The organism is Bradyrhizobium sp. UFLA05-89 (assembly GCF_059803475.1).
In genome coordinates this window covers 1-19,963 of the sequence record NZ_JBANBA010000006.1, presented here as the reverse complement: position 1 = coordinate 19,963, position 19,963 = coordinate 1, and the positions used below count along the sequence as shown (strand labels likewise).

23 protein-coding genes are annotated in these 19,963 nt (G+C 65.4%); 11 read left to right on the top strand and 12 right to left on the bottom strand.

Annotated features, from left to right (window positions below):
- Nucleotides 1–201 precede the first annotated feature (201 nt).
- Nucleotides 202–879: an AAA family ATPase gene (locus tag SO139_RS05005; RefSeq protein ID WP_449376819.1), complete on the top strand. Its 678-nt coding sequence runs from the start codon at nucleotides 202–204 to the stop codon at nucleotides 877–879.
- A gap of 125 nt (nucleotides 880–1,004) precedes the next feature.
- Here the strand turns inward: SO139_RS05005 and SO139_RS05000 are convergent, their stop codons facing one another.
- The 3 genes from SO139_RS05000 to SO139_RS04990 form a co-directional block, all read right to left on the bottom strand.
- The gene (locus SO139_RS05000; protein ID WP_498539751.1) at nucleotides 1,005–1,154 is read right to left on the bottom strand and encodes a hypothetical protein; all 150 of its coding nucleotides are present in this window, start codon (nucleotides 1,152–1,154) and stop codon (nucleotides 1,005–1,007) included.
- 122 nt (nucleotides 1,155–1,276) lie between these two features.
- On the bottom strand, nucleotides 1,277–1,426 hold the full coding sequence (locus SO139_RS04995; RefSeq protein WP_449376817.1) for a hypothetical protein: 150 nt from the start codon (nucleotides 1,424–1,426) through the stop codon (nucleotides 1,277–1,279).
- A 234-nt stretch (nucleotides 1,427–1,660) separates the two neighbouring features.
- Nucleotides 1,661–2,434 carry a protein phosphatase CheZ gene (locus SO139_RS04990; RefSeq protein ID WP_449376816.1) on the bottom strand — a complete coding sequence of 258 codons (774 nt, stop codon included), beginning with the start codon at nucleotides 2,432–2,434 and terminating at the stop codon, nucleotides 1,661–1,663.
- A gap of 312 nt (nucleotides 2,435–2,746) precedes the next feature.
- Between SO139_RS04990 and SO139_RS04985 the strand changes: the two genes are divergently transcribed.
- Entirely contained in the window at nucleotides 2,747–3,547 is an 801-nt protein-coding gene (locus SO139_RS04985; protein ID WP_449376815.1) for a L,D-transpeptidase, read from the top strand.
- A 70-nt stretch (nucleotides 3,548–3,617) separates the two neighbouring features.
- On the opposite strand, the gene SO139_RS04980 is transcribed toward SO139_RS04985, so the two are convergent.
- The 6 genes from SO139_RS04980 to SO139_RS04955 all read right to left on the bottom strand — a co-directional run bounded on the left by SO139_RS04980 (nucleotide 3,618) and on the right by SO139_RS04955 (nucleotide 9,562).
- Nucleotides 3,618–4,439, bottom strand: a complete 822-nt coding sequence (locus SO139_RS04980) for a DUF2076 domain-containing protein (protein ID WP_449376814.1) — start codon at nucleotides 4,437–4,439, stop codon at nucleotides 3,618–3,620.
- Between the two features lie 124 nt (nucleotides 4,440–4,563).
- Nucleotides 4,564–5,412, bottom strand: coding sequence for a ChbG/HpnK family deacetylase (locus SO139_RS04975; protein ID WP_449376813.1), 849 nt, complete (start codon nucleotides 5,410–5,412; stop codon nucleotides 4,564–4,566).
- Entirely contained in the window at nucleotides 5,409–6,455 is a 1,047-nt protein-coding gene (locus SO139_RS04970; protein ID WP_449376812.1) for a glycosyltransferase family 2 protein, read from the bottom strand. Before SO139_RS04970 ends, SO139_RS04975 begins: the two co-directional genes overlap by 4 nt.
- Nucleotides 6,456–6,554: 99 nt before the next feature.
- Nucleotides 6,555–7,532 (bottom strand): ATP phosphoribosyltransferase, encoded by a 978-nt coding sequence (hisG, locus tag SO139_RS04965; RefSeq protein ID WP_449376811.1) that lies wholly within the window; start codon nucleotides 7,530–7,532, stop codon nucleotides 6,555–6,557.
- A 3-nt stretch (nucleotides 7,533–7,535) separates the two neighbouring features.
- Nucleotides 7,536–8,684, bottom strand: coding sequence for an ATP phosphoribosyltransferase regulatory subunit (locus SO139_RS04960; RefSeq protein WP_449376810.1), 1,149 nt, complete (start codon nucleotides 8,682–8,684; stop codon nucleotides 7,536–7,538).
- Between the two features lie 122 nt (nucleotides 8,685–8,806).
- Nucleotides 8,807–9,562, bottom strand: coding sequence for a 16S rRNA (uracil(1498)-N(3))-methyltransferase (locus SO139_RS04955; RefSeq protein ID WP_474802408.1), 756 nt, complete (start codon nucleotides 9,560–9,562; stop codon nucleotides 8,807–8,809).
- A gap of 212 nt (nucleotides 9,563–9,774) precedes the next feature.
- On the opposite strand from SO139_RS04955, the gene SO139_RS04950 reads away from it, so the two are divergent.
- A complete protein-coding gene (locus SO139_RS04950) occupies nucleotides 9,775–10,440 on the top strand; it encodes a hypothetical protein (protein ID WP_449376809.1) in 666 nt (221 codons plus the stop codon).
- Nucleotides 10,441–10,576: 136 nt separating this feature from the next.
- The gene (ubiA, locus tag SO139_RS04945; RefSeq protein WP_449376808.1) at nucleotides 10,577–11,533 is read left to right on the top strand and encodes a 4-hydroxybenzoate octaprenyltransferase; all 957 of its coding nucleotides are present in this window, start codon (nucleotides 10,577–10,579) and stop codon (nucleotides 11,531–11,533) included.
- A gap of 96 nt (nucleotides 11,534–11,629) precedes the next feature.
- Here the strand turns inward: ubiA and SO139_RS04940 are convergent, their stop codons facing one another.
- A complete protein-coding gene (locus tag SO139_RS04940; protein ID WP_449376807.1) occupies nucleotides 11,630–12,148 on the bottom strand; it encodes a DUF6101 family protein in 519 nt (172 codons plus the stop codon).
- Nucleotides 12,149–12,427: 279 nt separating this feature from the next.
- On the opposite strand from SO139_RS04940, the gene SO139_RS04935 reads away from it, so the two are divergent.
- The 6 genes from SO139_RS04935 to lpxK are packed head-to-tail and all read left to right on the top strand — an operon-like array spanning nucleotide 12,428 to nucleotide 17,954.
- Entirely contained in the window at nucleotides 12,428–13,825 is a 1,398-nt protein-coding gene (locus SO139_RS04935) for a TldD/PmbA family protein (protein WP_449376806.1), read from the top strand.
- Nucleotides 13,812–14,630 carry a 3'(2'),5'-bisphosphate nucleotidase CysQ gene (locus SO139_RS04930; protein WP_449376805.1) on the top strand — a complete coding sequence of 273 codons (819 nt, stop codon included), beginning with the start codon at nucleotides 13,812–13,814 and terminating at the stop codon, nucleotides 14,628–14,630. The genes SO139_RS04935 and SO139_RS04930 overlap by 14 nt, the downstream gene beginning before the upstream one ends.
- Before the next feature lie 59 nt (nucleotides 14,631–14,689).
- The gene (locus SO139_RS04925) at nucleotides 14,690–14,938 is read left to right on the top strand and encodes a DUF4170 domain-containing protein (RefSeq protein ID WP_449376804.1); all 249 of its coding nucleotides are present in this window, start codon (nucleotides 14,690–14,692) and stop codon (nucleotides 14,936–14,938) included.
- Nucleotides 14,935–15,648, top strand: coding sequence for a lysophospholipid acyltransferase family protein (locus tag SO139_RS04920; RefSeq protein ID WP_449376803.1), 714 nt, complete (start codon nucleotides 14,935–14,937; stop codon nucleotides 15,646–15,648). Before SO139_RS04925 ends, SO139_RS04920 begins: the two co-directional genes overlap by 4 nt.
- Nucleotides 15,611–16,945 (top strand): 3-deoxy-D-manno-octulosonic acid transferase, encoded by a 1,335-nt coding sequence (locus SO139_RS04915; RefSeq protein ID WP_449376802.1) that lies wholly within the window; start codon nucleotides 15,611–15,613, stop codon nucleotides 16,943–16,945. Before SO139_RS04920 ends, SO139_RS04915 begins: the two co-directional genes overlap by 38 nt.
- Nucleotides 16,938–17,954 (top strand): tetraacyldisaccharide 4'-kinase, encoded by a 1,017-nt coding sequence (gene lpxK / locus SO139_RS04910; RefSeq protein ID WP_449376801.1) that lies wholly within the window; start codon nucleotides 16,938–16,940, stop codon nucleotides 17,952–17,954. The genes SO139_RS04915 and lpxK overlap by 8 nt, the downstream gene beginning before the upstream one ends.
- A 233-nt stretch (nucleotides 17,955–18,187) precedes the next feature.
- Here lpxK and SO139_RS04905 read toward each other — a convergent pair whose 3' ends face one another.
- Nucleotides 18,188–18,415, bottom strand: a complete 228-nt coding sequence (locus SO139_RS04905; protein ID WP_449376800.1) for a DUF2093 domain-containing protein — start codon at nucleotides 18,413–18,415, stop codon at nucleotides 18,188–18,190.
- A gap of 185 nt (nucleotides 18,416–18,600) precedes the next feature.
- Between SO139_RS04905 and SO139_RS04900 the strand changes: the two genes are divergently transcribed.
- Nucleotides 18,601–19,425, top strand: a complete 825-nt coding sequence (locus SO139_RS04900; RefSeq protein ID WP_449376799.1) for a dienelactone hydrolase family protein — start codon at nucleotides 18,601–18,603, stop codon at nucleotides 19,423–19,425.
- A gap of 186 nt (nucleotides 19,426–19,611) precedes the next feature.
- Here SO139_RS04900 and SO139_RS04895 read toward each other — a convergent pair.
- Nucleotides 19,612–19,963: hypothetical protein (locus tag SO139_RS04895; RefSeq protein ID WP_498539750.1), on the bottom strand; the 352-nt coding region annotated here is incomplete at its 5' end.

Here is a 19,963-nt window from a genome sequence, read left to right as displayed (position 1 = left end):
GATTGCTTGAAAAACGCAGGATTTGCCGTGGCGAACGGCCATTCATGGCAATTCATGTCCACGACGTCGCGTGCAGTGTGACTCAAAAGCCAACACGCCCTTTATTTCGTGGCGGTGACGCAACTCCCGGTAAATTTTTCTTTCACGAATCAGCGCGCTGATTCATTTTCGCGACCTGGGGTCAATCTGGAGGCCAAGGGTATGAACGTTATTGTTTTTGCATCGCGTAAAGGCGGCTCGGGCAAGAGTACCCTTGCTGCACATCTCGCCGCGCAGATCAAGGCGAGCAAACAGGTTCTGCTGGTAGACGCGGATCCGCAGGGCTCGCTCACGCTGTGGCACAAGCTGCGTGGCACCAACGAGCCGCCGATCAAGGCCGCCGTCAACTCGGTCAGCGGCATCGTCTCCGCTGCCAAGCGCGACGGCTATGAATGGGTGTTGATCGACACGCCGCCGAACCTTTCGGCCGTGGTCGACGACGCGATCAAGAACGCAACCATGGTGGTCATTCCGGCACGGCCTGGCGTGTTCGACGTCAACGCGGTGCAGGAAACCATCCAGATGTGCCGCGCCGCGCGCAAGCCCTACGCAGTCGTGCTCAACGGCGCACCCGCCCGCCGCGACGAAGCCGAAAGCCCGATCGTCACCATCGCCCGCGAGGCGCTCGCAAAATTCCGCGCCCCGGTCTGGGGCGGCCAGATCACCAACCGCTCGGATCTGTTGATGGCGCTGAGCCACGGCGAGGGCGCGCGGGAATATCAGGCGGAGAGCCGCGCCGCGCAGGAGATCGCAAGGCTGTGGGCCGCGATCGAGCGTTCAGTCAAGGCAATCCGTGGCACGGCGTCGGCATCCGGCGCAATGCACAAGCAGGCCGCGTAGTTTTTATTGTTCATTTTTCCTGGGCAACGAAAAACGCGCGGTTGGCCCGCGCGTTTTGCGTTTTCGGTCTTCCGTTGTCATTCCGGGGCGCCCGAAGGGCGAACCCGGAATCTCGAGATCAAGCACTACGCCACCATCAGCATGTAGAACACGATCACCGGTGACAGCGTGAGGATCACCGACCAGATGCCGGCGGCCCAGAGGATGTCCTCGGTGGTAAAGCCCTGCTGCTCGGCGGCCGGATAACCAGGCGCCATATCATTTCGAGTATTCACTAAACGCCCCCCGCGAGTTCTTCGCTTGCGGGCGCGAGTGATACTAGAAACGTTTTAACATCCGCCTCGCTGGCTCCCGCACAATTGGAACACGGACGCTACCGCGGATTAACTATTTCGCGTCAGCCCGCGAGCCAGACGCGAAACAGCAGCACCGGCATCAGGCCGAGCATCACGGCCCAGAAGCCGAACGACGAGATCACCAGAAGTCCTTGCAAGAGATCGGCGGGCGCGAAGTCTTCCGCGGCCGTCGGCCGGGTACGATGTCCCATGGTTTCCCCCTATGGATTGGTCCTTGAGAGAAACGATAGGGCGCGATGCGTAAACGGGCCGTGGATGCGCCATGCGGCGCCTGCGAAGGCCGTTGAAGCGAGATTAACCACGGGCACGCTTCCTCCCCTGTCCCCTTGCGGGCGAGGGTGCCGGTGTCTGGATTTGCGGTGAGGTTCGAAAACAAAAACGCCGGCTTGGCGCCGGCGTTTTGCTTCTCTCTATGTCCCGTCCGGTCAGTCGAACAGGGCGTCGATGTCGTCCTGCGAGGCGTGGCCGACGTCGCCGGCGAGCTTCGGGCCATTGAGGAGCTTGGCGTCTTCATCGCGGGTGTCGATGATCGGCGGCGCGTGGGCCTTGATCGCGTCGACGCCGCCCCAGATCTCCATCATCGCATTGATGTGCTGCTCGATGAACTTCATCGTGCCCATCACCTTGCTGATGCGCTGACCGGTCAGGTCCTGGAAGTTGCAGGCCTCGAAGATCGAGATGACGCGTTCCTGGATGTCGTCGGCAAGCCGCTTCTGCTGGTCGACCGAGTCCACCTTGGAGAGCGCGCTCGCGGCCTGGTCGATCGACTCGGCCGCTTCGAGGATCTGCTGGGTCGCCTGCTCGGTGCCGCCGACCACCGCGCCGAGCTCGCCATTGACCTTGGCCATCTCCTCGCCGTTGAAGCTCTTGCCGTGCAGCACAGCGATCTCGCGCTTGGTTCGGCTGATGGCATCGTGGATGAGGTCGAGCTCGACCTTCAGCTTCTCGCACTGTTCGATCTGGGCGCGGTAGGTCTCCAGCATCGCGCGTGCGTCGGCGACTTCCTGGGCCATGACGGTTTCGCTCGGCGGGAGCGAGGCGTGCCCGGCGTGGCTGTTGCGCGCCATCTGCGCGCGGATCGCGCGCAGCTCGGCCATGATCTCGCTGTGCATCGGAGCAGCCTCGTCGATCATCTCTGGACTGGGCATCTCGCCGACGATTGCTTCCTCGACGCGAAAACGTTTGCGGTGAACAGCCATATTGGAACTCCCCCCACCTCACTCACGCGGTCTTTGTAGACAGAAGGGATTTAACACGACGTTCACGGCGGGAACTGCTTTGCGATTGCTCGCAATTCGCGCGCACACCAGCGATTAACCATGCGTATCAGCCGTTCACCGAAAATAAACGCTAGCGGGCAAAAGGGGCTGATGTTCGCGACGTGGTGAATCAAAACACGGTTTCCGTTTACCAAACCAAACGGCTTTTGATTTTAAGTGGGCCGCATCGCGAAGGGCCAGTCTGAGCCTGCCGCGATGAACGCACCAGACGAAACAGTACAGAGTACGTCGATGTTCAAGAAAATGTCTGTCGCGCTGCTCGGCAGCGCATGCACCTTTGTTGCCGGGATCGACCGCGCCGCCGCCTTCGACAACACCGTGCCATCCGATCCGCCCGCCGTGCTCTATGCGCCGCAGGTTCCGCCGCAGCCGGTGCGCGTCGCCTCCAATGCCAACATGGGCGGCGGCTTCATCGAATTCCTGTTCGGCGGCGAGGAGCGGGGCCAGCGCTACTATCCGCAGCAGCAGCCGACGTATCAGCAGCAGCCGGCCTATTACGACCAGCGCCAGTTGCCGCCGATGGGCGAGCCGCAGATGCAGGGCGCAGTGCCGCAGGCGGAAGCCGTCGATCCGCGCTCGCGTCAGTTCGATCCGAAGTTCGAAAAACAGCTTGTCGCCTACGAGGGCAGGGAAGGCGCCGGCACCATCGTCGTCGATACGCCCAACAAGTTCCTCTATCTGGTCGAAGGCAACGGCAAGGCGCTGCGCTACGGCATCGGCGTCGGCCGCCCAGGCTTCACCTGGTCGGGCGTAAAGGCGATCACGGCCAAGCGCGAATGGCCGGCCTGGACGCCGCCAGCGGAAATGATCGCACGCCGTCCCGACCTGCCGCGGCACATGGAGGGCGGTCCAGAAAATCCGCTCGGCGCGCGCGCGATGTATCTGGGTTCGTCGCTCTACCGCATCCACGGCTCCAACGAGCCCTGGACCATCGGCACCAACGTTTCCTCCGGCTGCATCCGCATGCGCAACGAGGATGTCATCGACCTCTATGGCCGCGTCAATGTCGGCACCAGGGTCGTGGTGATGTGATCGCCGCGAGAGCCGCGAAACGAAAACGGCCGCCGAAAGGCGGCCGTTTTGCATTTGATGGTGACGTTGCTTAGGCGTAATCGCTACCGCCGTCGTCATCGCCGCCCAAATCGCTGTCGTCGGCCATGTCGGTGTTGTCGTCGTCGTAGTCCTGCTGATCGTCGTTCTGATCGTTCGACGCCTGGTCGAAGAGGCCCTGGTGGGAATCATCGCGGCCGCGGTTGGAGCCGATGTCGTTGACGCCGGCATCGCGCGCGAGCGAGCCGCCGGACTGGTCGCTGCTGCCGCCCCACGGGCTGCCGCCGCCACCGCGCTCCTCGATGATCGTGGTGTCGCCAAAAGCCTGATGCGATCCGCCCATCCCGCCCATCATGTTGCGGATGCCGGAGAGCAGCATCGAGCCGCCGACGACGCCGGCCGCGGCAGCTGCCGCGGTGCCAAGGAAGGAACCGCCGCCACCGCCACCACCGAAGGGCGGCGCGCCGTAACCCTGCTGCTGCCCGTAAGGCGGCTGGCCGTAGCCGGGCGGCTGGGCCTGTTGCATCGCCTGGCCGGAGTTCCAGACCGGTCGCTGCTCGCGTTGCGGCACGTTCGGAACCGAGCCGCGCGATTGGCCACCGCCGAACAGGGTGTCGCGCATGGAATCCAGGAAGCCGCCGGACTGCGCCTGCTCAGGCGCATGTGCGGCCTCCAGCTCCTGGATGCGGGCGTTGGCGCGCTTCAGCGCCTCGTCCTGGAGCAGAACGGTCTGCACCAGCGCATACATGGCGTTGGGCGCCTTGTTCAGGCCGTCATTGATCGCGGCGATCGCATTCGGATCGCGCGGTGCATTTTCAAGCTTGGAAAGCCGGTCGAAAAGCTCGTCGACGAGCTGGCGTTCTTGCGGCGTCATGATCGATCTCCCTTGCGCGAACCAAGCGCGCCGAAGATGTAGGGTTCCATTGTGGCGCCAACAGTAGGTCGCGGATTAAATTTCGGTATGCGACAAGCTGCCCGATCCCTTGCGGCCCGCGGTTTCATGCCAATGTCACGTTGTTCGCTGCCAGGAGCTGAGGGAATGCCTCGCTTGCGAGGTATCTGTGTTCGCGCTCGCGGACATCAGTCATTGGATCGAGGCTCCGCAACGTCTCGTCGACGAAGCCGGGATGACACATCACGAGACCGCCGTCCGGCAGGTCCGCGATGAACTCGCCCATCAGCTTGCCGAAATCAGTCTCGTCGCGCGTGAAATCATAGGCGCCAGCGAAGCCAGGGTTGAACGCGAGACCGGCCTGCCGCGCGCGGCGGCGGAATTGCGCGCTCAGGACATCCAGCACCAGCGCTTTCGGCGAGCCGAGCCGCTGTGCAAGCGGCAACTCGCGGCCGCCCTGGCGCACCCAGGCTTCTGGCGCGGCGTCGCGGATTGCGGCGACGAAGCCATCGCGCACCTGCGGAAAGAGCTGCACATGCTGATGGCCGTCGACGAAATCAGGCGCGCGTCCGAACGCCTGTGTGAAGGCCGCGAGCTGAGCCTTCACCTCCGCGTAAATGATCTCACGGTCGAGCCGCCGCATCAGTCCCGCACGCAGCAGCTTTGGGAAGGCCAAGAACATGTCGCCTTCGAGCGGGCGGAAATGCATGGTCAGCGGGCGGAACGGTGCCGACAGCGTGACATGCAATCCGATCGCGCAGCGCGAGCTTTTCGTCCGAGACGCTTCCAGCGCGTCGATCTCGCTGCGACCGATTGCAGGTCCCGGCATCATCACCGATGTCGCATTGAGACGGCTGCGTTCGATGAGGTCGCGAATGGCGCGGTTGACGCCCGCGCTGATCCCGTAATCGTCGGCGCAGAGCCAGATACGCCGCGGCTTCGCCGCTTCGTTCATTCGGCCGCCGTCCGGCTCGAGGCGTCGTCGGCGTTGCCGGTCTCGACACGCTTCTCGCTGTGCTCGGCGACGAAGTAGATCGGGCGCGCCTTCAGCTCGGACAGGATCTTGCCGATATACTCGCCGACGATGCCGATCATGATGAGCTGCACGCCGCCGATCGTCATCAGGCCGACCACGAGCGAGGGATAGCCGGGCACCTGCTTGCCGGTGGTGAAGACCTCCCAGAGGATGGAGAGGCCGAACAGGAAGGCAACGCCGGCGAGCACGACGCCGAGCAGGCTGGCAAAGCGCAACGGGGCCACCGAGAACGAGGTCAGGCCCTCGATCGAGAGTCCGAGCAGCCGCGCCGCATTGAAGGTGGTCACGCCATGGGCGCGTGCCGCGGGTTCGTAGTCGACGCGGATCTGGCGGAAGCCGATCCAGCTTGCGAGCCCCTTGAAGAAGCGGTTGCGCTCGGGCAGTTGCCGCAGCGCTGCGACTGCGCGCGGCGACAGCAGGCGGAAGTCGCCGGCGTCTTCAGGGATCTTCTGCCGGGCGCCCCAATTGATCAGCGCGTAGAAGCCGTGCACGGCGAGCCGGCGCAGGAACGGCTCGTTGTCGCGATGCGCCTTGGCGGTATAGACAACGTCGTAGCCGTCATCGATCCAGTGCCCGACGAGCTGTTCCACCAGCGCCGGCGGATGCTGGCCGTCGCCGTCCATGAACATCACGGCGCCGCGGCGGGCATGGTCGAGGCCGGCCATCAGCGCCGCCTCCTTGCCGAAATTGCGCGACAGCGACACCACCTGCACATCGATCGCGTCGGCCGGCAGCGCGCGGGCGATCGCAAGCGTCGAATCGGCGCTGCCGTCGTCGACATAGACGACCTCGCAAGCGAGGCGATAGCGGTCCCGCAGCGTCCTGGCGAGATCGCAGAGCCGCTGGTGCAGCGAGGCAAGGCCCGCCGCCTCGTTATAAACCGGCACGACAATCGACAGCCCTTTGGCCGCGGCGCTCGTTGCGGTGGTGGTCAGGGCGGAAACGTCAGAGCCCAGCGTCATCGATCAAGGTTCCAGAGCACTCAAAACTCGTTCGAACGGCATATGGTAGCTGTCGTTTGCTGTCGCTACGCTGAACGCGCCCCAAGGGATCCCCGCGCCTCACTGCCGCAGGAACGCCTCGAGCTTGGCGAACAGCGGGTTCTCGCGGTCGAAGACGTAGTCGAGCGAGACCACCGAGACGGTCTCGGCGCCATGGTCGCGCAGGAAACTCGCCAGCGCATAGAGTTTTGCGGGTGGACAGTGCAGCGTCAACATCCCCGACGAGGTCGGCCCGCCGAACGGCGCTTCCACGCCGAAATTCCGGTGGGCCTCGCTCAGCAATGGTGCATCGCACTGCCGGAAGCGGGTGCGGACCTCGCGGTATTGGTTTGCCCGCGCCCGGGCCGCGATGTGATCGAGGATCACGCGCGCCGTCTCCCGCGCCTCCGGCGACCAGTCGGCGTCCCTGGAGGCGACCAGATTGGCCTGGCTGCGCAGCATGACACCGTCGTCGAGGATCTTCAGGCCATTGGCGGCAAGCGTGGCGCCGGTCGTGGTGATGTCGACGATCAGCTCGGCGGTACCGGCCGCAGGCGCGCCTTCGGTCGCGCCGGTGCTTTCGACGATCCGGTAGTCGACGATGCCGTGGCTCGAAAAGAACGCCCGCGTGAGGTTGATGAACTTGGTCGCGACCCGCATCCGCCGGTGGTGCTGCTCGCGGAAGCCGGTGGTGACGTCGTCGAGATCGGCCATGGTGCGGACATCGATCCAGGCCTGCGGCACGGCGACCACGACGTCGGCATAGCCGAAGCCGAGCCGCTCGATCAGCGCGACGCGCTTGTCGGCATCCGCAATGTTCTCGTGCACCAGATCCTCGCCGGTGACGCCGAGATGCGCCATGCCGCGGGCCAGCTGCGAGGCGATCTCGCTGGCCGAGAGATAGGCGATCTCGACATTGTCGAGGCCGGCGATGGTGCCGCGATAATCGCGCGCACCGCCCGCCTTCGACAGCGTCAGCCCTGCGCGGGCGAAAAAGGCTTCGGCGTTTTCCTGGAGGCGGCCCTTGGACGGAACGGCCAGAACGAACGGCGCGCTCATGACTTAAGCTCCCTTGCGGCCGATCGTGGCGAGCGCATCGACCCAGACCGAGAAGCCGACCGCGGGGATCGGCGTCTGCGATCCGAGCTGGGTCATCAGGCCGTCGTAGCGGCCGCCAGCGACCAGCGGCTCAACGCCATTGCCCCTGTGATGCACTTCGAACTCGAAGCCGGTGTAGTAGTCGAGACCGCGTCCGAACGAGGTCGAGAAACGCGTCTCCTTCACGTCGATGCCGCGCGCGGCCATGAAGCCGACGCGGTTCTCGAACAGGTCGATCGCCGCCGAGATATCCAGCCTGGTGTCCAGGGCGAGCGCGCGCAGCTCGGCGACCGCCTGATCCGGATTGCCTGAGATCGACAGGAAGCGCTTGAGCACGGTCAGCGCCTCGGGCGGCAGGGCGCCGCTCTTCAGGGTGGATTGCTCCAGGAAGCGGTCGGCGATTTCGGCCGTCGTGCGGCCCCCGACATTGGTGGTACCGGCGATCGACATCAGGTCGGTGACCAGCGCAAGCGCCGCCTTGCGGTCGGAGCCGGCTAGGGCCGCCAGCACTCCCTCATATTCGTTGCGGGTGGTGGCGGTTGCAATCGAGAGGCGTCCCAGATCCTGCTCGAGGCTGATCTTGCGATTGAAATCCTTGATCAGCCGGCGCCGCCAGACCGGAAATAGGTCGAGCGCGTCGATCACGGCATTGAACAGAGCCACGTCGCCGGTGCGGATCTCGACGTCGCGAACGCCGAAGGCTGCGGTCGCCTCCAGCGCCAGTGCGAGCATCTCGGCGTCGGCCGCGGCGCGGTCCTGGCGGCCGAAGGATTCGATGCCGGCTTGCAGGAACTCGCTCGGACGGCCGCTCCGGTAGCGAAACACCGGGCCGAGATAGCTGAAGCCCGCGGGCTCGCCGGCGCTTCCCGAGGCGAGGTAATCGCGGGCCACGGGAATCGTCAGGTCCGGGCGCAGGCAGAGTTCCTCGCCGGTCGGGTCGGTGGTGAGGTACAGGCTCTTGCGGATGTCCTCGCCGGAGAGATCCAGGAACGGCTCGGCCGGCTGGAGAATCGGGGGCTCGGCGTGGACGTAACCGGCCTGCGCGAACGACAACAGCAGCGTATCCGCCCAGGCGGCGGAGCCGGCAGCATTTGAGGTGGCAGTCGCGGTCATGATGAGGTCCGTTTGTCCCGGCGGGACCGGGGCGGGCAAGGTGAGGTCGCGTGTTGGCGCAGCCCCTTAGCATGGCCCGATGACGGTTTCGACCTCCAATGGACCAATGGCTTAATGGTCACCTAGCCGGGATGGCCGCCCCAATCGCCGAGCACGGACTGGACGAGTGCAAGGGCCGCTACCGCCGCGGTATCGGCCCGCAGGATCCGCGGACCCAGGGCCAGGCGCAGGGTATGGGGCTGGCGCAGCACCAGGACGCGCTCCTCCTCGGCAAATCCGCCCTCGGGGCCGATCAGCACGTCGATGCCCTGAGCCGCATCGCGCGCCGTTTTCAGGGCCTCGATCGGGTTTTCTGTCTCCGCCGCCTCGTCGCAAAACACCAGGAGCCGCTGTGCGGCGCGCTGGCTGAGGAAGCGCTCGAGCGGAACCAGATCGGCCACGGTCGCAAGGCTCAGGATGCCGCACTGCTCGGCCGCTTCGATGACGTTGGCGCGCATGCGCTCGCCATTGACGCGCGAGGCCTGGGTAAAGCGGGTCACCACCGGTTGGAGGGTCGAGGCGCCCATCTCCACCGCTTTCTGGACGACGTAATCCAGCCGCGCATGCTTGAGCGGAGCGAAGACGTAGGCGAGGTCAGGCAGGTTATCCTGCGTGCGGGTCTGCTGGAGGATCACCAGGGCATCGGGGCGTTTGCGGCCCTCGATCGCGGCCTGCCATTCGCCGTCGCGGCCGTTGAACGCCAGGATGGGATCGCCGGCGCCAAGCCGCAGCACGTTGCCGAGGTAATTGCTCTGGTCACGGTCGAGCGCGACCCGGGCGTCCTGGATGAGGTCGGCCTCGACGAACAGGCGGGGGGCACGGAAGTCGTGGGAAGGCATGCGTTCAGGGTCCGGTTTGCGGCGTTCTTAACCGAAAGCAGGGATTTGGGGGTAAATATTGCCTTCAGCGTGCGTCCCCGCGCCGCGCTCTTGCCCTATTCGACGGGTTGTTAAGGTCCGGCAGGAATCGTAAAAGCGCGAAAACGCCGGTTGCGCTTCAATTGGGAAGGCGCCACCCCCCCCCTGTGGATCCTGCCGGAGATACAGCCTTGATGATCCGTCGTTTGATGGTTCCGATCACTGCCGCCATGGTGGCGATGGGCGCGGCCAGCGTCCAGGCGCAGAGCGCGTTCCCCGCGCCGCTGCCCGGCCAGGCTGCGGCCCCCGCGAACGATTCCGCTTTTCCGCCGGTCAACGGCCGCGCGCCGGTCGCCAGCATCGGGGCCCCACCGCAGGCTTCGTTCCCGACCAATGGCGCCCCGCCGGTCGGCGGGGGCGGCTTCAGCGCCGCGTCGCCGAGCGCGCCCAGCGCCGGCGCCGAGCAGTGCATGAAGGCCTTCATGGCGCTGCGGGACGAGACGGAGAAGCGCGGCAAGCTGATCAAAGCCGCAAGCGATCGCCATGCGCCGCCGGATGAGGCCTGCAAGCTGATTGGCAGTTTCGTCCAGGCCGAAGTGAAGATGATGAGATATGTCGAGGCCAACGCCGCCAAATGCGGAATTCCTCAGCAGATCAGCGAGCAGTTGAAGGCCGGGCACAAGAACAGCGAGGGCATGCAGAACAAGGTCTGCCAGGTGGCGCAGCAGATCAAGCAGCGCGGGCCGGCCGGCCCATCCCTGAGCGAAGTGGTGGGCTCCGGGTCGGCGCCCGAAGCCAACGCCGCCAAGAAGGGCGGCAACACCTTCGACACGCTCAACGGCAACGTCCTGACCCGATGAGGCGTGTGCCGCGGATTTGAAGTTCCTACGGTGCTTGCCGCGAGACCTCATCGGAACTTCAAATCGGCGGCACGTGAACTATGATTTCTAGCGAGTGATCTTATAGTTTTCGAAGTTCGTACCGGAATGCATTGCGATGGAATACGAACTTCGAAAACCGGGCACTAGCGCATCCGCCCGCGTTGCCGATTCCACCGGCAACTGGGTCGATACAATCGCGCCGCAATGGGCGCAGCCTTATTTGCGGCTGTCCCGCTACGATCGCCCGATCGGCTCCTGGCTGCTGTTGATGCCGTGCTGGTGGTCGGCGGCGTTGGCCGCCGGCATCGCACGCGATGTTCGTCATCTGCCGCTTACGATCGTCCTGTTCTTCATCGGTGCCTTCGTCATGCGCGGCGCCGGCTGCGCCTGGAACGACATCACCGACCGCGACCTCGATGCCAGGGTCGAGCGCACGCGCTCGCGGCCGCTGCCCGCGGGACAAATCACCGTGAAGCAGGCGCTGGCCTTCCTGGTCGCGCAGGCGCTGGTCGGCCTCATCGTGCTGCTCCAGTTCAACCGCTTTGCGGTCATGACCGGCATCGCCTCTCTCGTGATCGTCGCCATCTATCCCTTCATGAAGCGCGTCACCTGGTGGCCGCAGGTCTTCCTCGGCCTCGCTTTCTCCTGGGGCGCGCTGATGGGCTTTGCCGTCACCTTCGCGCGCGTCGATCCGACGGCGCTCGTGCTTTACGCCGGTTCGATCGCCTGGGTGATCGGCTATGACACGATCTATGCGCATCAGGACGCCGAAGACGATGCGCTGATCGGCGTCAAGTCCACCGCACGCCTGTTCGGCGCGCACACGCATCAGGCGCTGATCATGTTCTACGGGCTCGCGGTGATGCTGATCGGCGTCGCCTTTGCCTCCGCGGACGTACGCTGGCCGGCCTGGCTCGGGCTCGCCGCCTTTGCCGCGCATCTGGCCTGGCAGGTCAAGCGGTTGAACATCAGCGACGGGGCGCTCTGCCTTCGCCTGTTCAAGTCGAACAAGCATGCGGGGTTGCTGCTGTTTGCGGGGCTGCTTGCCGACGCGGTGATGCGGGCATCGTAGGGCGGGCAAAGGCGCGCTTGCGCCGTGCCCACCATCTTTCCACGATTGCGACAGAAGAGGTGCGCACGCTTTCGCTTTGCCCACCCTATGGCACCGTCAATTCCTCGCGATGATCTCGCGCTCGTCGCGATGGACCGGCAGCTCGCGCGCGACGCCGGCGCGCCGGCGTACCAGAAATTTCGGACGGCGATCGCGGATCGCGTTGCGGCGGCGGCGCCGGGCTGCGGGATCGCGTTTGGCTTCGTCCAGCTGGGGCAGGGCGAAGATCTCGCTCCACATCGTCCATGCCTTCGCGATCTCGTCGGCGTCGGCGCTGACGAGAAGCGGAACGGCAAGCGAAGGATCGCGATGCACGAGGACGAGCATTTGCGCGTCGTCGATGCCGCGTAGCGCAATGCCGATGAAATCGCTGACGCGGACATTGACGGCCATCTGCATGCCGCGCACGGCACGGCGCAGCACGACGCGTTCGCGATGAAGCTCGATGTGCCTGACGTGGCCGTCGGCGCGCGGATCATGCGCATCGAAACGGACCGGCAGAGAAAGAGGGTCGAGCCGCAAGGAGCGGCTCGACCCGGCGGGATTGGCCCCGCTTGTTGCTGTTTGACGCCTCACGGCTCGTAAGTCTCCCCGCCGGGATTATGTTCCCGGTCGATGCGAGGACCTTAGCGCGACAGGTTGCTGAAACGGCTTAAAAAGGCTGGTTAAGGAGGCGTCACCGCCCAGCATGATTGACAAGACCTTGGCGCGCATGATTGACGGGACGTTGCGCGAAAGGCGAGAATCTGAGCTTTTCGTGACCTGAAAATGCTTGAAGTCCGCTCCAATTGGGCACATCTGGTTGGTTTGGCCGCAACTGGCTTCGAAACCGCCAATCCCGACAGGATTTCGTTCGTGAACGCTTCACCATCCGCAAGCTCGACGCTTTCGTCCAAGGCCAACCGCGACCTTTTCGATCAATCCGCGCTGTCAGATCTCGCGCAGCGGCTGGTTGAGGCAGCCAAGCGTGCCGGCGCGGACGCGGCCGATGCCGTCGCCGTGCGCGGCATCTCGCAGGGCGTCGAGGTCCGCGACGGCCGCGTCGAGGAATCCGAGCGTTCCGAGGGCGATGATGTCGGCCTGCGCGTGCTGGTCGGCCAGCGCCAGGCGGTGGTCTCGACCAATGACGTCAGCGGCGACGCCGTGACCAAGCTCGCGGAACGCGCGGTTGCGATGGCGAAGGTCGCCCCGCTCGACAAATATGTCGGCCTCGCCGATCCCGCGCTGCTGGCGCGCGACTTCCCCGATCTCGACCTGCTCGATCCCAACGTGCCCGCCACCGCCGAGCTCGAGCGGCGCGCGCTGGAAGCCGAAGCCGCCGCGCTCGCCGTGACAGGCGTGACGAAATCCGGCGGCGCGTCGGCCTCCGCCGGCATCGGCGGCATGGTGCTGGTGACGAGCACCGGCTTCCAAGGCTCTTACCTCCGCTCCAGCCAGGGCATCTCGGCGACCGCGATTACCGGCGAAGGCACGAGCATGGAGCGCGACTACGATTTCACTTCGGCGCCGCATGCCGCCGATCTGCTGTCGCCCGAAACGGTCGGCCGCTCCGCGGGCGAGCGCACCGTGGCGCGCTTCAATCCGCGCAAGGTCGAGACCTGCAAGGTACCCGTCGTGTTCGATCCGCGCGTCGCGGGCTCGCTGGTCGGCCATCTCGTCGGCGCCATCAATGGCGCCTCGATCGCGCGCAAGACCAGCTTCTTGAAGAACAAGCTCGGCCAGCAGCTCTTTGCCAGGAACATCCGCATCATCGACGATCCGCTGCGCAAGCGCGGCCTGCGCTCGCAGACCTTCGACGCCGAGGGCGTCGCGGTGAAGAGCCAGGCGCTGGTCGACGAGGGCGTGCTGACGACCTGGCTGCTCGACTGCGCGACCGCGCGCGAGCTCGGGCTTCAGACCACCGGCCACGCCCATCGCGGCGTCTCCTCCTCGCCCTCGCCGGGGCCGTACAATCTGCATCTCGAAGCGGGAACGCCGACGCCGGCCGAGCTGATCTCCGACATCAAGCAGGGCTTCTACGTCACCGACCTGATCGGCTCCGGCGTCAACGGCGTCACCGGCGACTACAGCCGCGGCGCCTCGGGCTTCTGGATCGAGAACGGCAAGACCACCTATCCCGTCAGCGAGGTCACGATCGCGGGCCATCTGTTCGAGATTTTCAAATCAATGCAGCCGGCCAACGATCTCGAGTTCCGCTACGGTATCAATGCGCCCACGGTGCGCATCGAGGGTCTGACGCTTGGCGGACGTTGACGCGAGCACGATCGGCGAGACCATCCTGACACGCGACGCGGCGCTGCTGAAGGAGACGGTGCGGGAAGCAGGGAGCCTCGCTCATGCGATGTTCCGCACCGAGCTGAAGAAGTGGATCAAGGGCGCCTCCTCGCCGGTCTCCGAAGCCGACATCGCCGTCAACGATCTCCTCGAGGCGCGCCTGCGCGGTGCGACACCTGACTATGGCTGGCTCTCGGAGGAGAGCGCCGACGACGAGACGCGGCTGAAGCGGCGGCTGGTCTGGGTCGTCGATCCCATCGACGGCACGCGCAACTATCTCAATGGTCATGACGACTGGTGCGTCAGCGTGGCCCTGGTCGAGGATGCATCGCCCATTCTCGCCGCTGTCTTTGCGCCGACGAGCGGCGAGTTCTTCTTCGCCGCGCGCGGACGCGGCACGACCTTGAACGATGTGCCGGTGCGGGCGACGGAAGGCTCAGAGCTCGATTTCTCCCGGGTTGCCGGACCGAAGCCGCTGGTCGAGCGCCTCAAGCCGTCACTGGGCGAGATCAAGCTGCATCCGCGAATCGGTTCGCTGGCGCTCCGCCTCTGCCGGGTTGCCCATGGCGCGCTCGATGCGGCTTTTGCGGGGGGCAACAGCCATGACTGGGACCTTGCGGCGGCCGATTTGATCGTGCAGGAAGCGGATGGTAGGATGAGCGACCTCTCCGGAGATCCCCTCCTCTATAATCGCCGGGAAGTGGCGCACGGGGTGCTGGTGGCCGCGGGCCGCGACCGTCATGCAAACATTGTCGCACATTTTCGAAAGCGCCCCTTGCCCTGAGCGCGTCCGTCGTGCTTATCGATCACTGCTTGCCGGGCAGCCCGTTAGGAAGAGAACCCATGTCAGATAGCGCCCCGCAACAACTGCTCCATCTCGTCATCGGCGGCGAGCTCGTCGACCTCGAACACAACACGTTCAAGAATCTGGACGACGTCGAGATCGTCGGCCTCTACCCGAACTATGCGACCGCTCACGCCGCCTGGCGGGCCAAGGCGCAGAGCACGGTCGACAATGCGCAGATGCGTTATTTCATCGTCCATCTCCACCGGCTGCTCGACCCGGGTCAAGAACCGAAGCCGGCGCGTTGAAGAGACTGCTTCGCAATACGCTGCGAAGCAGCTTCGTTCAGCGTGCCGCCGGTTTCCTGGCGGCCGAATATCTGCGTCTGGTCTGGCGGACCAACAAGTTTACGTTCGATCCGCCAGACGTCTACGGCCAGGTCGAGCCACGGATCCCGGCGATCTTCGCCTTCTGGCACGGTCAGCATTTCCTGACGCCGTTCATCAAGAACAAGGAGTCCTACCGGGCCAAGGTGCTGATCTCGCGGCATCGCGACGGCGAGTTCAACGCCATCGCGGTGGAGCGGCTCGGCATCGGCACCATCCGCGGCTCCGGCGACCATGGCGGCGCCTTCCACCGTAAAGGTGGCGTCGGCGCTTTCAGGGAAATGGTGCAGGCGCTCCAGGACAACTATAATGTGGCATTGACGGCCGATGTCCCGAAGCGCGCGCGCGTCGCCGGGCTCGGCATCATCATGCTGGCACGGGAATCGGGGCGGCCGATCATGCCTTTCGCGATGGCGACCAGCCGCTTCATCCGGCTCAAGAACTGGGATCGCACCACCATCAATTTGCCATTTGGGCGAGGCGCATTGGTGGGCATCAAGGAAATCAACGTCCCTCCGGACGCCGACGCCGCCACCATGGAGGCGCTGCGGCAGGAGCTGGAGGAGACGTTGAACGAAGCGACCCGCCTCGCCTATGCCCAACTCGGCCGCCCGGAACCGGACCATGCCTAATTCGCTGCCGATGACGCTGCGGATGTACCAGCGGCTGTCGTCCGGCCTGGTGCCGCTCGCGCCTGCGCTGATCAAGCGCCGGCTCAAGCAGGGCAAGGAAGACCCGGCCCGCGTCGGCGAACGGCGCGGCCTCAGCGAGGACGTGCGGCCGCATGGCCCGCTGGTCTGGATCCACGGCGCCAGCGTCGGCGAGGTGCTGGCCGCAGCGGCGCTCGTCGAGCGGCTACGCGACCTCAATTTGCGGATCCTGCTGACATCGGGCACGGTGACCTCGGCCGCGATGGTGGCCAAGCGCTTTCCGCCCGACGTCATCCATCAATACGTGCCGTATGACTCGCCGCGCTATGTCGCGCGCTTCCTCGATCACTGGCAGCCGTCGCTCGCTTTGTTCATCGAATCCGATCTGTGGCCGAACCTGATTCTGGCGGGCGCCGCGCGGCGCGTGCCGATGGTCCTGATCAACGGGCGGATGTCGCCGCGTTCCTTCCCGCGCTGGCGGCGGGTGCAGGGCACGATCTCGGCGCTGCTCTCCAAGTTCGACATCTGCCTCGCGCAGTCGAAGACCGATGCGGAGCGCTTTGCCGCGCTCGGCAGCCAGAACGTCGCGATCACGGGCAACCTCAAGCTCGACGTGCCGGCCCCGCCCGCAGATCCCGCAAAGCTCGAGCGGCTGATGGCGGTGACGCGGGGACGTCCCATCATCGTCGCGGCCTCGACCCATCCGGGCGAGGACGAGATGCTGATCTCGGCGCATCGCACGCTCACTGGTTTCTTTCCTTCGCTGCTGACCGTGATCGTGCCGCGTCATCCGGATCGCGGCTCGTCGATATCGGGGTTGATCACGGCCGCGGGCCTGAAGCCGGGCCAGCGCTCGCGCGAGGAGCTGCCGACGGCTGCGACCGACATCTATGTCGCCGACACCATGGGCGAGCTCGGCCTGTTCTACCGCCTGTCTCCGATCGTGTTCATGGGCAAATCGCTGATCGGGCATGGCGGCCAGAATCCGATCGAGGCGATCAAGCTCGGCGCCGCCATCGTCCACGGGCCGAACGTCTCCAACTTCAGCGAGCTCTATGAGGCGCTCGACCAAAGCGGCGGCGCGCGCGTCGCCGACAGCCAGGAGGCGCTGGTGAAGCAGCTCGGCCAGTTGCTCGCGGATCCCGCCGTGCGCGACAAGATGCAGCGCGCCGGCCATGGCGTGGTGGAGCAGCTCGGCGGCGCGCTGGATCGCACGCTCGTGGCCCTCGAACCCTATCTGCTTCAGCTCCGGCTCGAGATGGGAGCCGCCAATGCGTGAGCCGGCCTTCTGGTACCGGCCACGTTCGTTCAAGTCGCATCTTTTACGGCCGCTCGGTGCGCTCTATGGCGCGGTCGCGGAGCGCCGCATGATGCGCAAGGGCTTTGATGCCGGCATTCCCGTGCTCTGCGTCGGTAACTATCATGTCGGGGGCGCCGGCAAGACGCCGACGGTGCTGGCCCTGACCAAACTCTTGCGCGCGCTCGGCGAAGCTCCGGTCGTGCTCAGCCGCGGCTATGGCGGGCGCTTGCAGGGCCCGGTGATAGTCGATGCTGCCAGGCACAGCGCGGCCGATGTCGGCGACGAGCCGCTGATGATGGTGCGCGAGGTGCCGGTCGCGGTGGCGCGCGACCGCATCAGTGGTGTTGCGCTTGCGAGGTCGCAGGGCGCGACCGTGATCCTGATGGACGACGGCTTTCAGAATCCGCGCATCCAGAAGGATGCCTCGCTCATCGTGATCGACGGCGTGCGCGGGATCGGCAACGGCGAGGTGTTTCCCGCAGGGCCCCTGCGCGCGCCGCTGAAGATGCAGATGTCGCGCACCGACGCGCTTGTTCTGATCGGCGACGGACAGGCCGTGGACGGCATCGCCGCCGAAATCGCCGCGCGCGGAAAACCGGTGCTGCGCGCGCGTCTGAAGCCGGAGGCTGTATCGGTCGCGCGGCTGTTCGGCAAGCCGGTGCTCGCCTTTGCCGGAATCGGCGATCCCGAGCGCTTCTTCCGGACGCTGCGTGCCAGTGGCATCGACGTCGCGCGCGCGCATCCTTTCGCCGATCATCACATGTTCTCGAAGGCCGAGATCGATGCGATGGTGGATGAGGCAAGACGCGAGCAGCTCACGCTCGTCACCACCGAGAAGGACCTCGCGCGCCTGCGCGGCATGGCGGGCCTCAGCCCCGACATCGTGTCGTTCGCCGTCACGCTCGAATTCGACGATATGCCGGGCCTGCGCCGTTTCGTCAGCGACCGCCTGTTCAGGGCAAGAGAGAGCAGGTTCGCGGCGCGCTGAATTGCAGTTTGTAGCGGGCGCTGAATTGCAGTTTGTAGGGTGGGCAAAGCGAAGCGTGCCCACCACTTTCTGTCTCGGTTAGGGAAAGATGGTGGGCACGGCGCTGCGCGCCTTTGCCCACCCTGCGCAATCCCCATTCAGCCGCCATTCATCGAATGCTGCCTATCGATGCAGGCTCGAACGGGAGAATTCGCGTGAACTGTCGTCCATCGCCGTCGCCGCCAGCGCGGCCATCACTCCTGCGACGTCAGCGCGCGCGGAAAATGCCGTTGCAGCACGGCGGTCGGTTGGGCGTAGGCCTCTTGCAGGTCGACGCTCCAGTATTTCAGCTCGTCGAGAGGGATCCGCGTGTCGGTCACGGCGCAGCGCACATAAGTCCCCGGCGAGATCACGCGAAAATCGCCGTCCAGATATTGCACCTGCGCCTCGCCATGGCCCGAGGGGCCGAACTTGTTCAGCACGGTCGATCGTCTCCGTGGAAGCCCGCGTGAGGGGCGTGATTTGGTTGATTTCAATCTAGCATAGATGGGGTCGCTTGTCCGCCCGTTAAACCCACCGATTTGTGATGTTTTGCAGGCATTTCCGCGTGATAATTTTGCGGCGAAGGATCGTTGGTCCCGGTCCGCTCATGACCCGGCAGTCTCCGATGCGCCTTCCGTTCACCATTCTCTTCGCAATGCTCCTGATGTCGGTCGCGCGCGCCGCGCCCGCGCCGCAGGCGATCGAGATTCCGCTTGGCTCGGGAGCACTGCACGCGCAGCTCTACAAGCCCGATGGCGATGGCCCGTTTCCGACCGTGATCGCGCTGCACGGCTGCGGCGGCCTTGGCGGTCATTCCGATCCCGTGCTGCCGCGCTACCGCGACTGGACCGAGCAACTGCTCAAGGCCGGCAACGCGGTGCTCTGGCCCGACAGCTACGGCTCGCGCGAAGTCGGGCCGCAATGCCGCGTCAAGGACGTGCACGTCAAGGCGCGGCGCGAGCGCGTTGCCGACATCGCGGCGGCACGCGGCTGGCTGATGAAGCAGCCCTGGGTCGCGCGCGATCGCGTCAGCCTGATCGGTTGGGCCAATGGTGCGAGCGCGCTGCTCTGGGCCGTGCGCCCGCAAAACGCCGGCCGCGATGGTGCGCCGGATTTTCGCGCCGCGATCGCGTTCTATCCGGACTGCCGCATTTCGGCGGGGCTCGGCTGGAGCACGCGCGTGCCGACTCTGCTCCTGATCGGCGGCAAGGATGACATCTCCTCGCCGCCGGCCTGCCGCCAGATGGTGGACGGCGCCTACGGCCGCAGCGCGCTCGCACGCATCGTGGTCTATCCCGGCGCCTATCACGATTTCGACCGCGCCAACCTCCCGCTGCACGCGCCTGCCACCAGCCCCGACGTGGCAACGCCCGATCGCGGCCATGTCGGAACCGACACCGAGGCCCGCGCGGATTCGCAGAAGCAGGTCGCGGAATGGCTGGCGCGGTGAGGGGAGGGCGGGCCGGCAGTTCCCCAAGCGGGGCCGCCCGAGGAACAACGTCGTAGCGGACAGCCCCGCATCGAGCACCGCCCTGCACAGGTCGTCATGGCCGACAGCGTAGAGCTACGAATCGTGTAACGCGCCGGTTTCAGGTTTCATTCAGCGTCGCCGGTCATAGTTCGACCATGATGTCAGCTAAACGCCATTCATCATGATGAACCGCTTCTTCCTGTTTTCCTCCGCACTGGTCGTCTTCACCATCGCGATCCTGCTCTTTGAGGCCCACGCCGGCGCGCCGATGGCTGCACCGGAACATTGCGGCTTCTGGACCACGATCGATGCCGGATTGTCCTGCCGGTAGATCGCCGGCTCTCGCTGCAGCGCGAAGTGCATAGCAACGCGTTCTGGACTTGCGATAGCGGGTGCTATTGCTCGCACTTCGTCATTGCGAGCGCAGCGAAGATTCCATGGGGAGTGGATAGCGACCGGGTCTGAGGCCAGACTGAGGTTGCTGAATCCATTCAACCTGGAGACGACGATGTTGCTC

What these genes read in the sequence shown, in the direction of transcription:
- SO139_RS04975 (WP_449376813.1), bottom strand. Translation starts at nt 5,412, where the DNA reads ATGAACGAAGCGGCGAAGCCGCGGCGTATCTGGCTCTGCGCCGACGAT.
- SO139_RS04990 (WP_449376816.1), bottom strand. Translation starts at nt 2,434, where the DNA reads ATGGCTGTTCACCGCAAACGTTTTCGCGTCGAGGAAGCAATCGTCGGC.
- SO139_RS04980 (WP_449376814.1), bottom strand. Translation starts at nt 4,439, where the DNA reads ATGACGCCGCAAGAACGCCAGCTCGTCGACGAGCTTTTCGACCGGCTT.
- lpxK (WP_449376801.1), top strand. Translation starts at nt 16,938, where the DNA reads ATGCGTGAGCCGGCCTTCTGGTACCGGCCACGTTCGTTCAAGTCGCAT.
- SO139_RS04995 (WP_449376817.1), bottom strand. Translation starts at nt 1,426, where the DNA reads ATGGGACATCGTACCCGGCCGACGGCCGCGGAAGACTTCGCGCCCGCC.
- SO139_RS04915 (WP_449376802.1), top strand. Translation starts at nt 15,611, where the DNA reads ATGCCCAACTCGGCCGCCCGGAACCGGACCATGCCTAATTCGCTGCCG.
- SO139_RS04900 (WP_449376799.1), top strand. Translation starts at nt 18,601, where the DNA reads ATGCGCCTTCCGTTCACCATTCTCTTCGCAATGCTCCTGATGTCGGTC.
- hisG (WP_449376811.1), bottom strand. Translation starts at nt 7,532, where the DNA reads ATGAGCGCGCCGTTCGTTCTGGCCGTTCCGTCCAAGGGCCGCCTCCAG.
- SO139_RS04970 (WP_449376812.1), bottom strand. Translation starts at nt 6,455, where the DNA reads ATGACGCTGGGCTCTGACGTTTCCGCCCTGACCACCACCGCAACGAGC.
- SO139_RS04955 (WP_474802408.1), bottom strand. Translation starts at nt 9,562, where the DNA reads ATGCCTTCCCACGACTTCCGTGCCCCCCGCCTGTTCGTCGAGGCCGAC.
- SO139_RS05005 (WP_449376819.1), top strand. Translation starts at nt 202, where the DNA reads ATGAACGTTATTGTTTTTGCATCGCGTAAAGGCGGCTCGGGCAAGAGT.
- SO139_RS04985 (WP_449376815.1), top strand. Translation starts at nt 2,747, where the DNA reads ATGTTCAAGAAAATGTCTGTCGCGCTGCTCGGCAGCGCATGCACCTTT.
- ubiA (WP_449376808.1), top strand. Translation starts at nt 10,577, where the DNA reads ATGGAATACGAACTTCGAAAACCGGGCACTAGCGCATCCGCCCGCGTT.
- SO139_RS04925 (WP_449376804.1), top strand. Translation starts at nt 14,690, where the DNA reads ATGTCAGATAGCGCCCCGCAACAACTGCTCCATCTCGTCATCGGCGGC.
- SO139_RS04950 (WP_449376809.1), top strand. Translation starts at nt 9,775, where the DNA reads ATGATCCGTCGTTTGATGGTTCCGATCACTGCCGCCATGGTGGCGATG.
- SO139_RS04960 (WP_449376810.1), bottom strand. Translation starts at nt 8,684, where the DNA reads ATGACCGCGACTGCCACCTCAAATGCTGCCGGCTCCGCCGCCTGGGCG.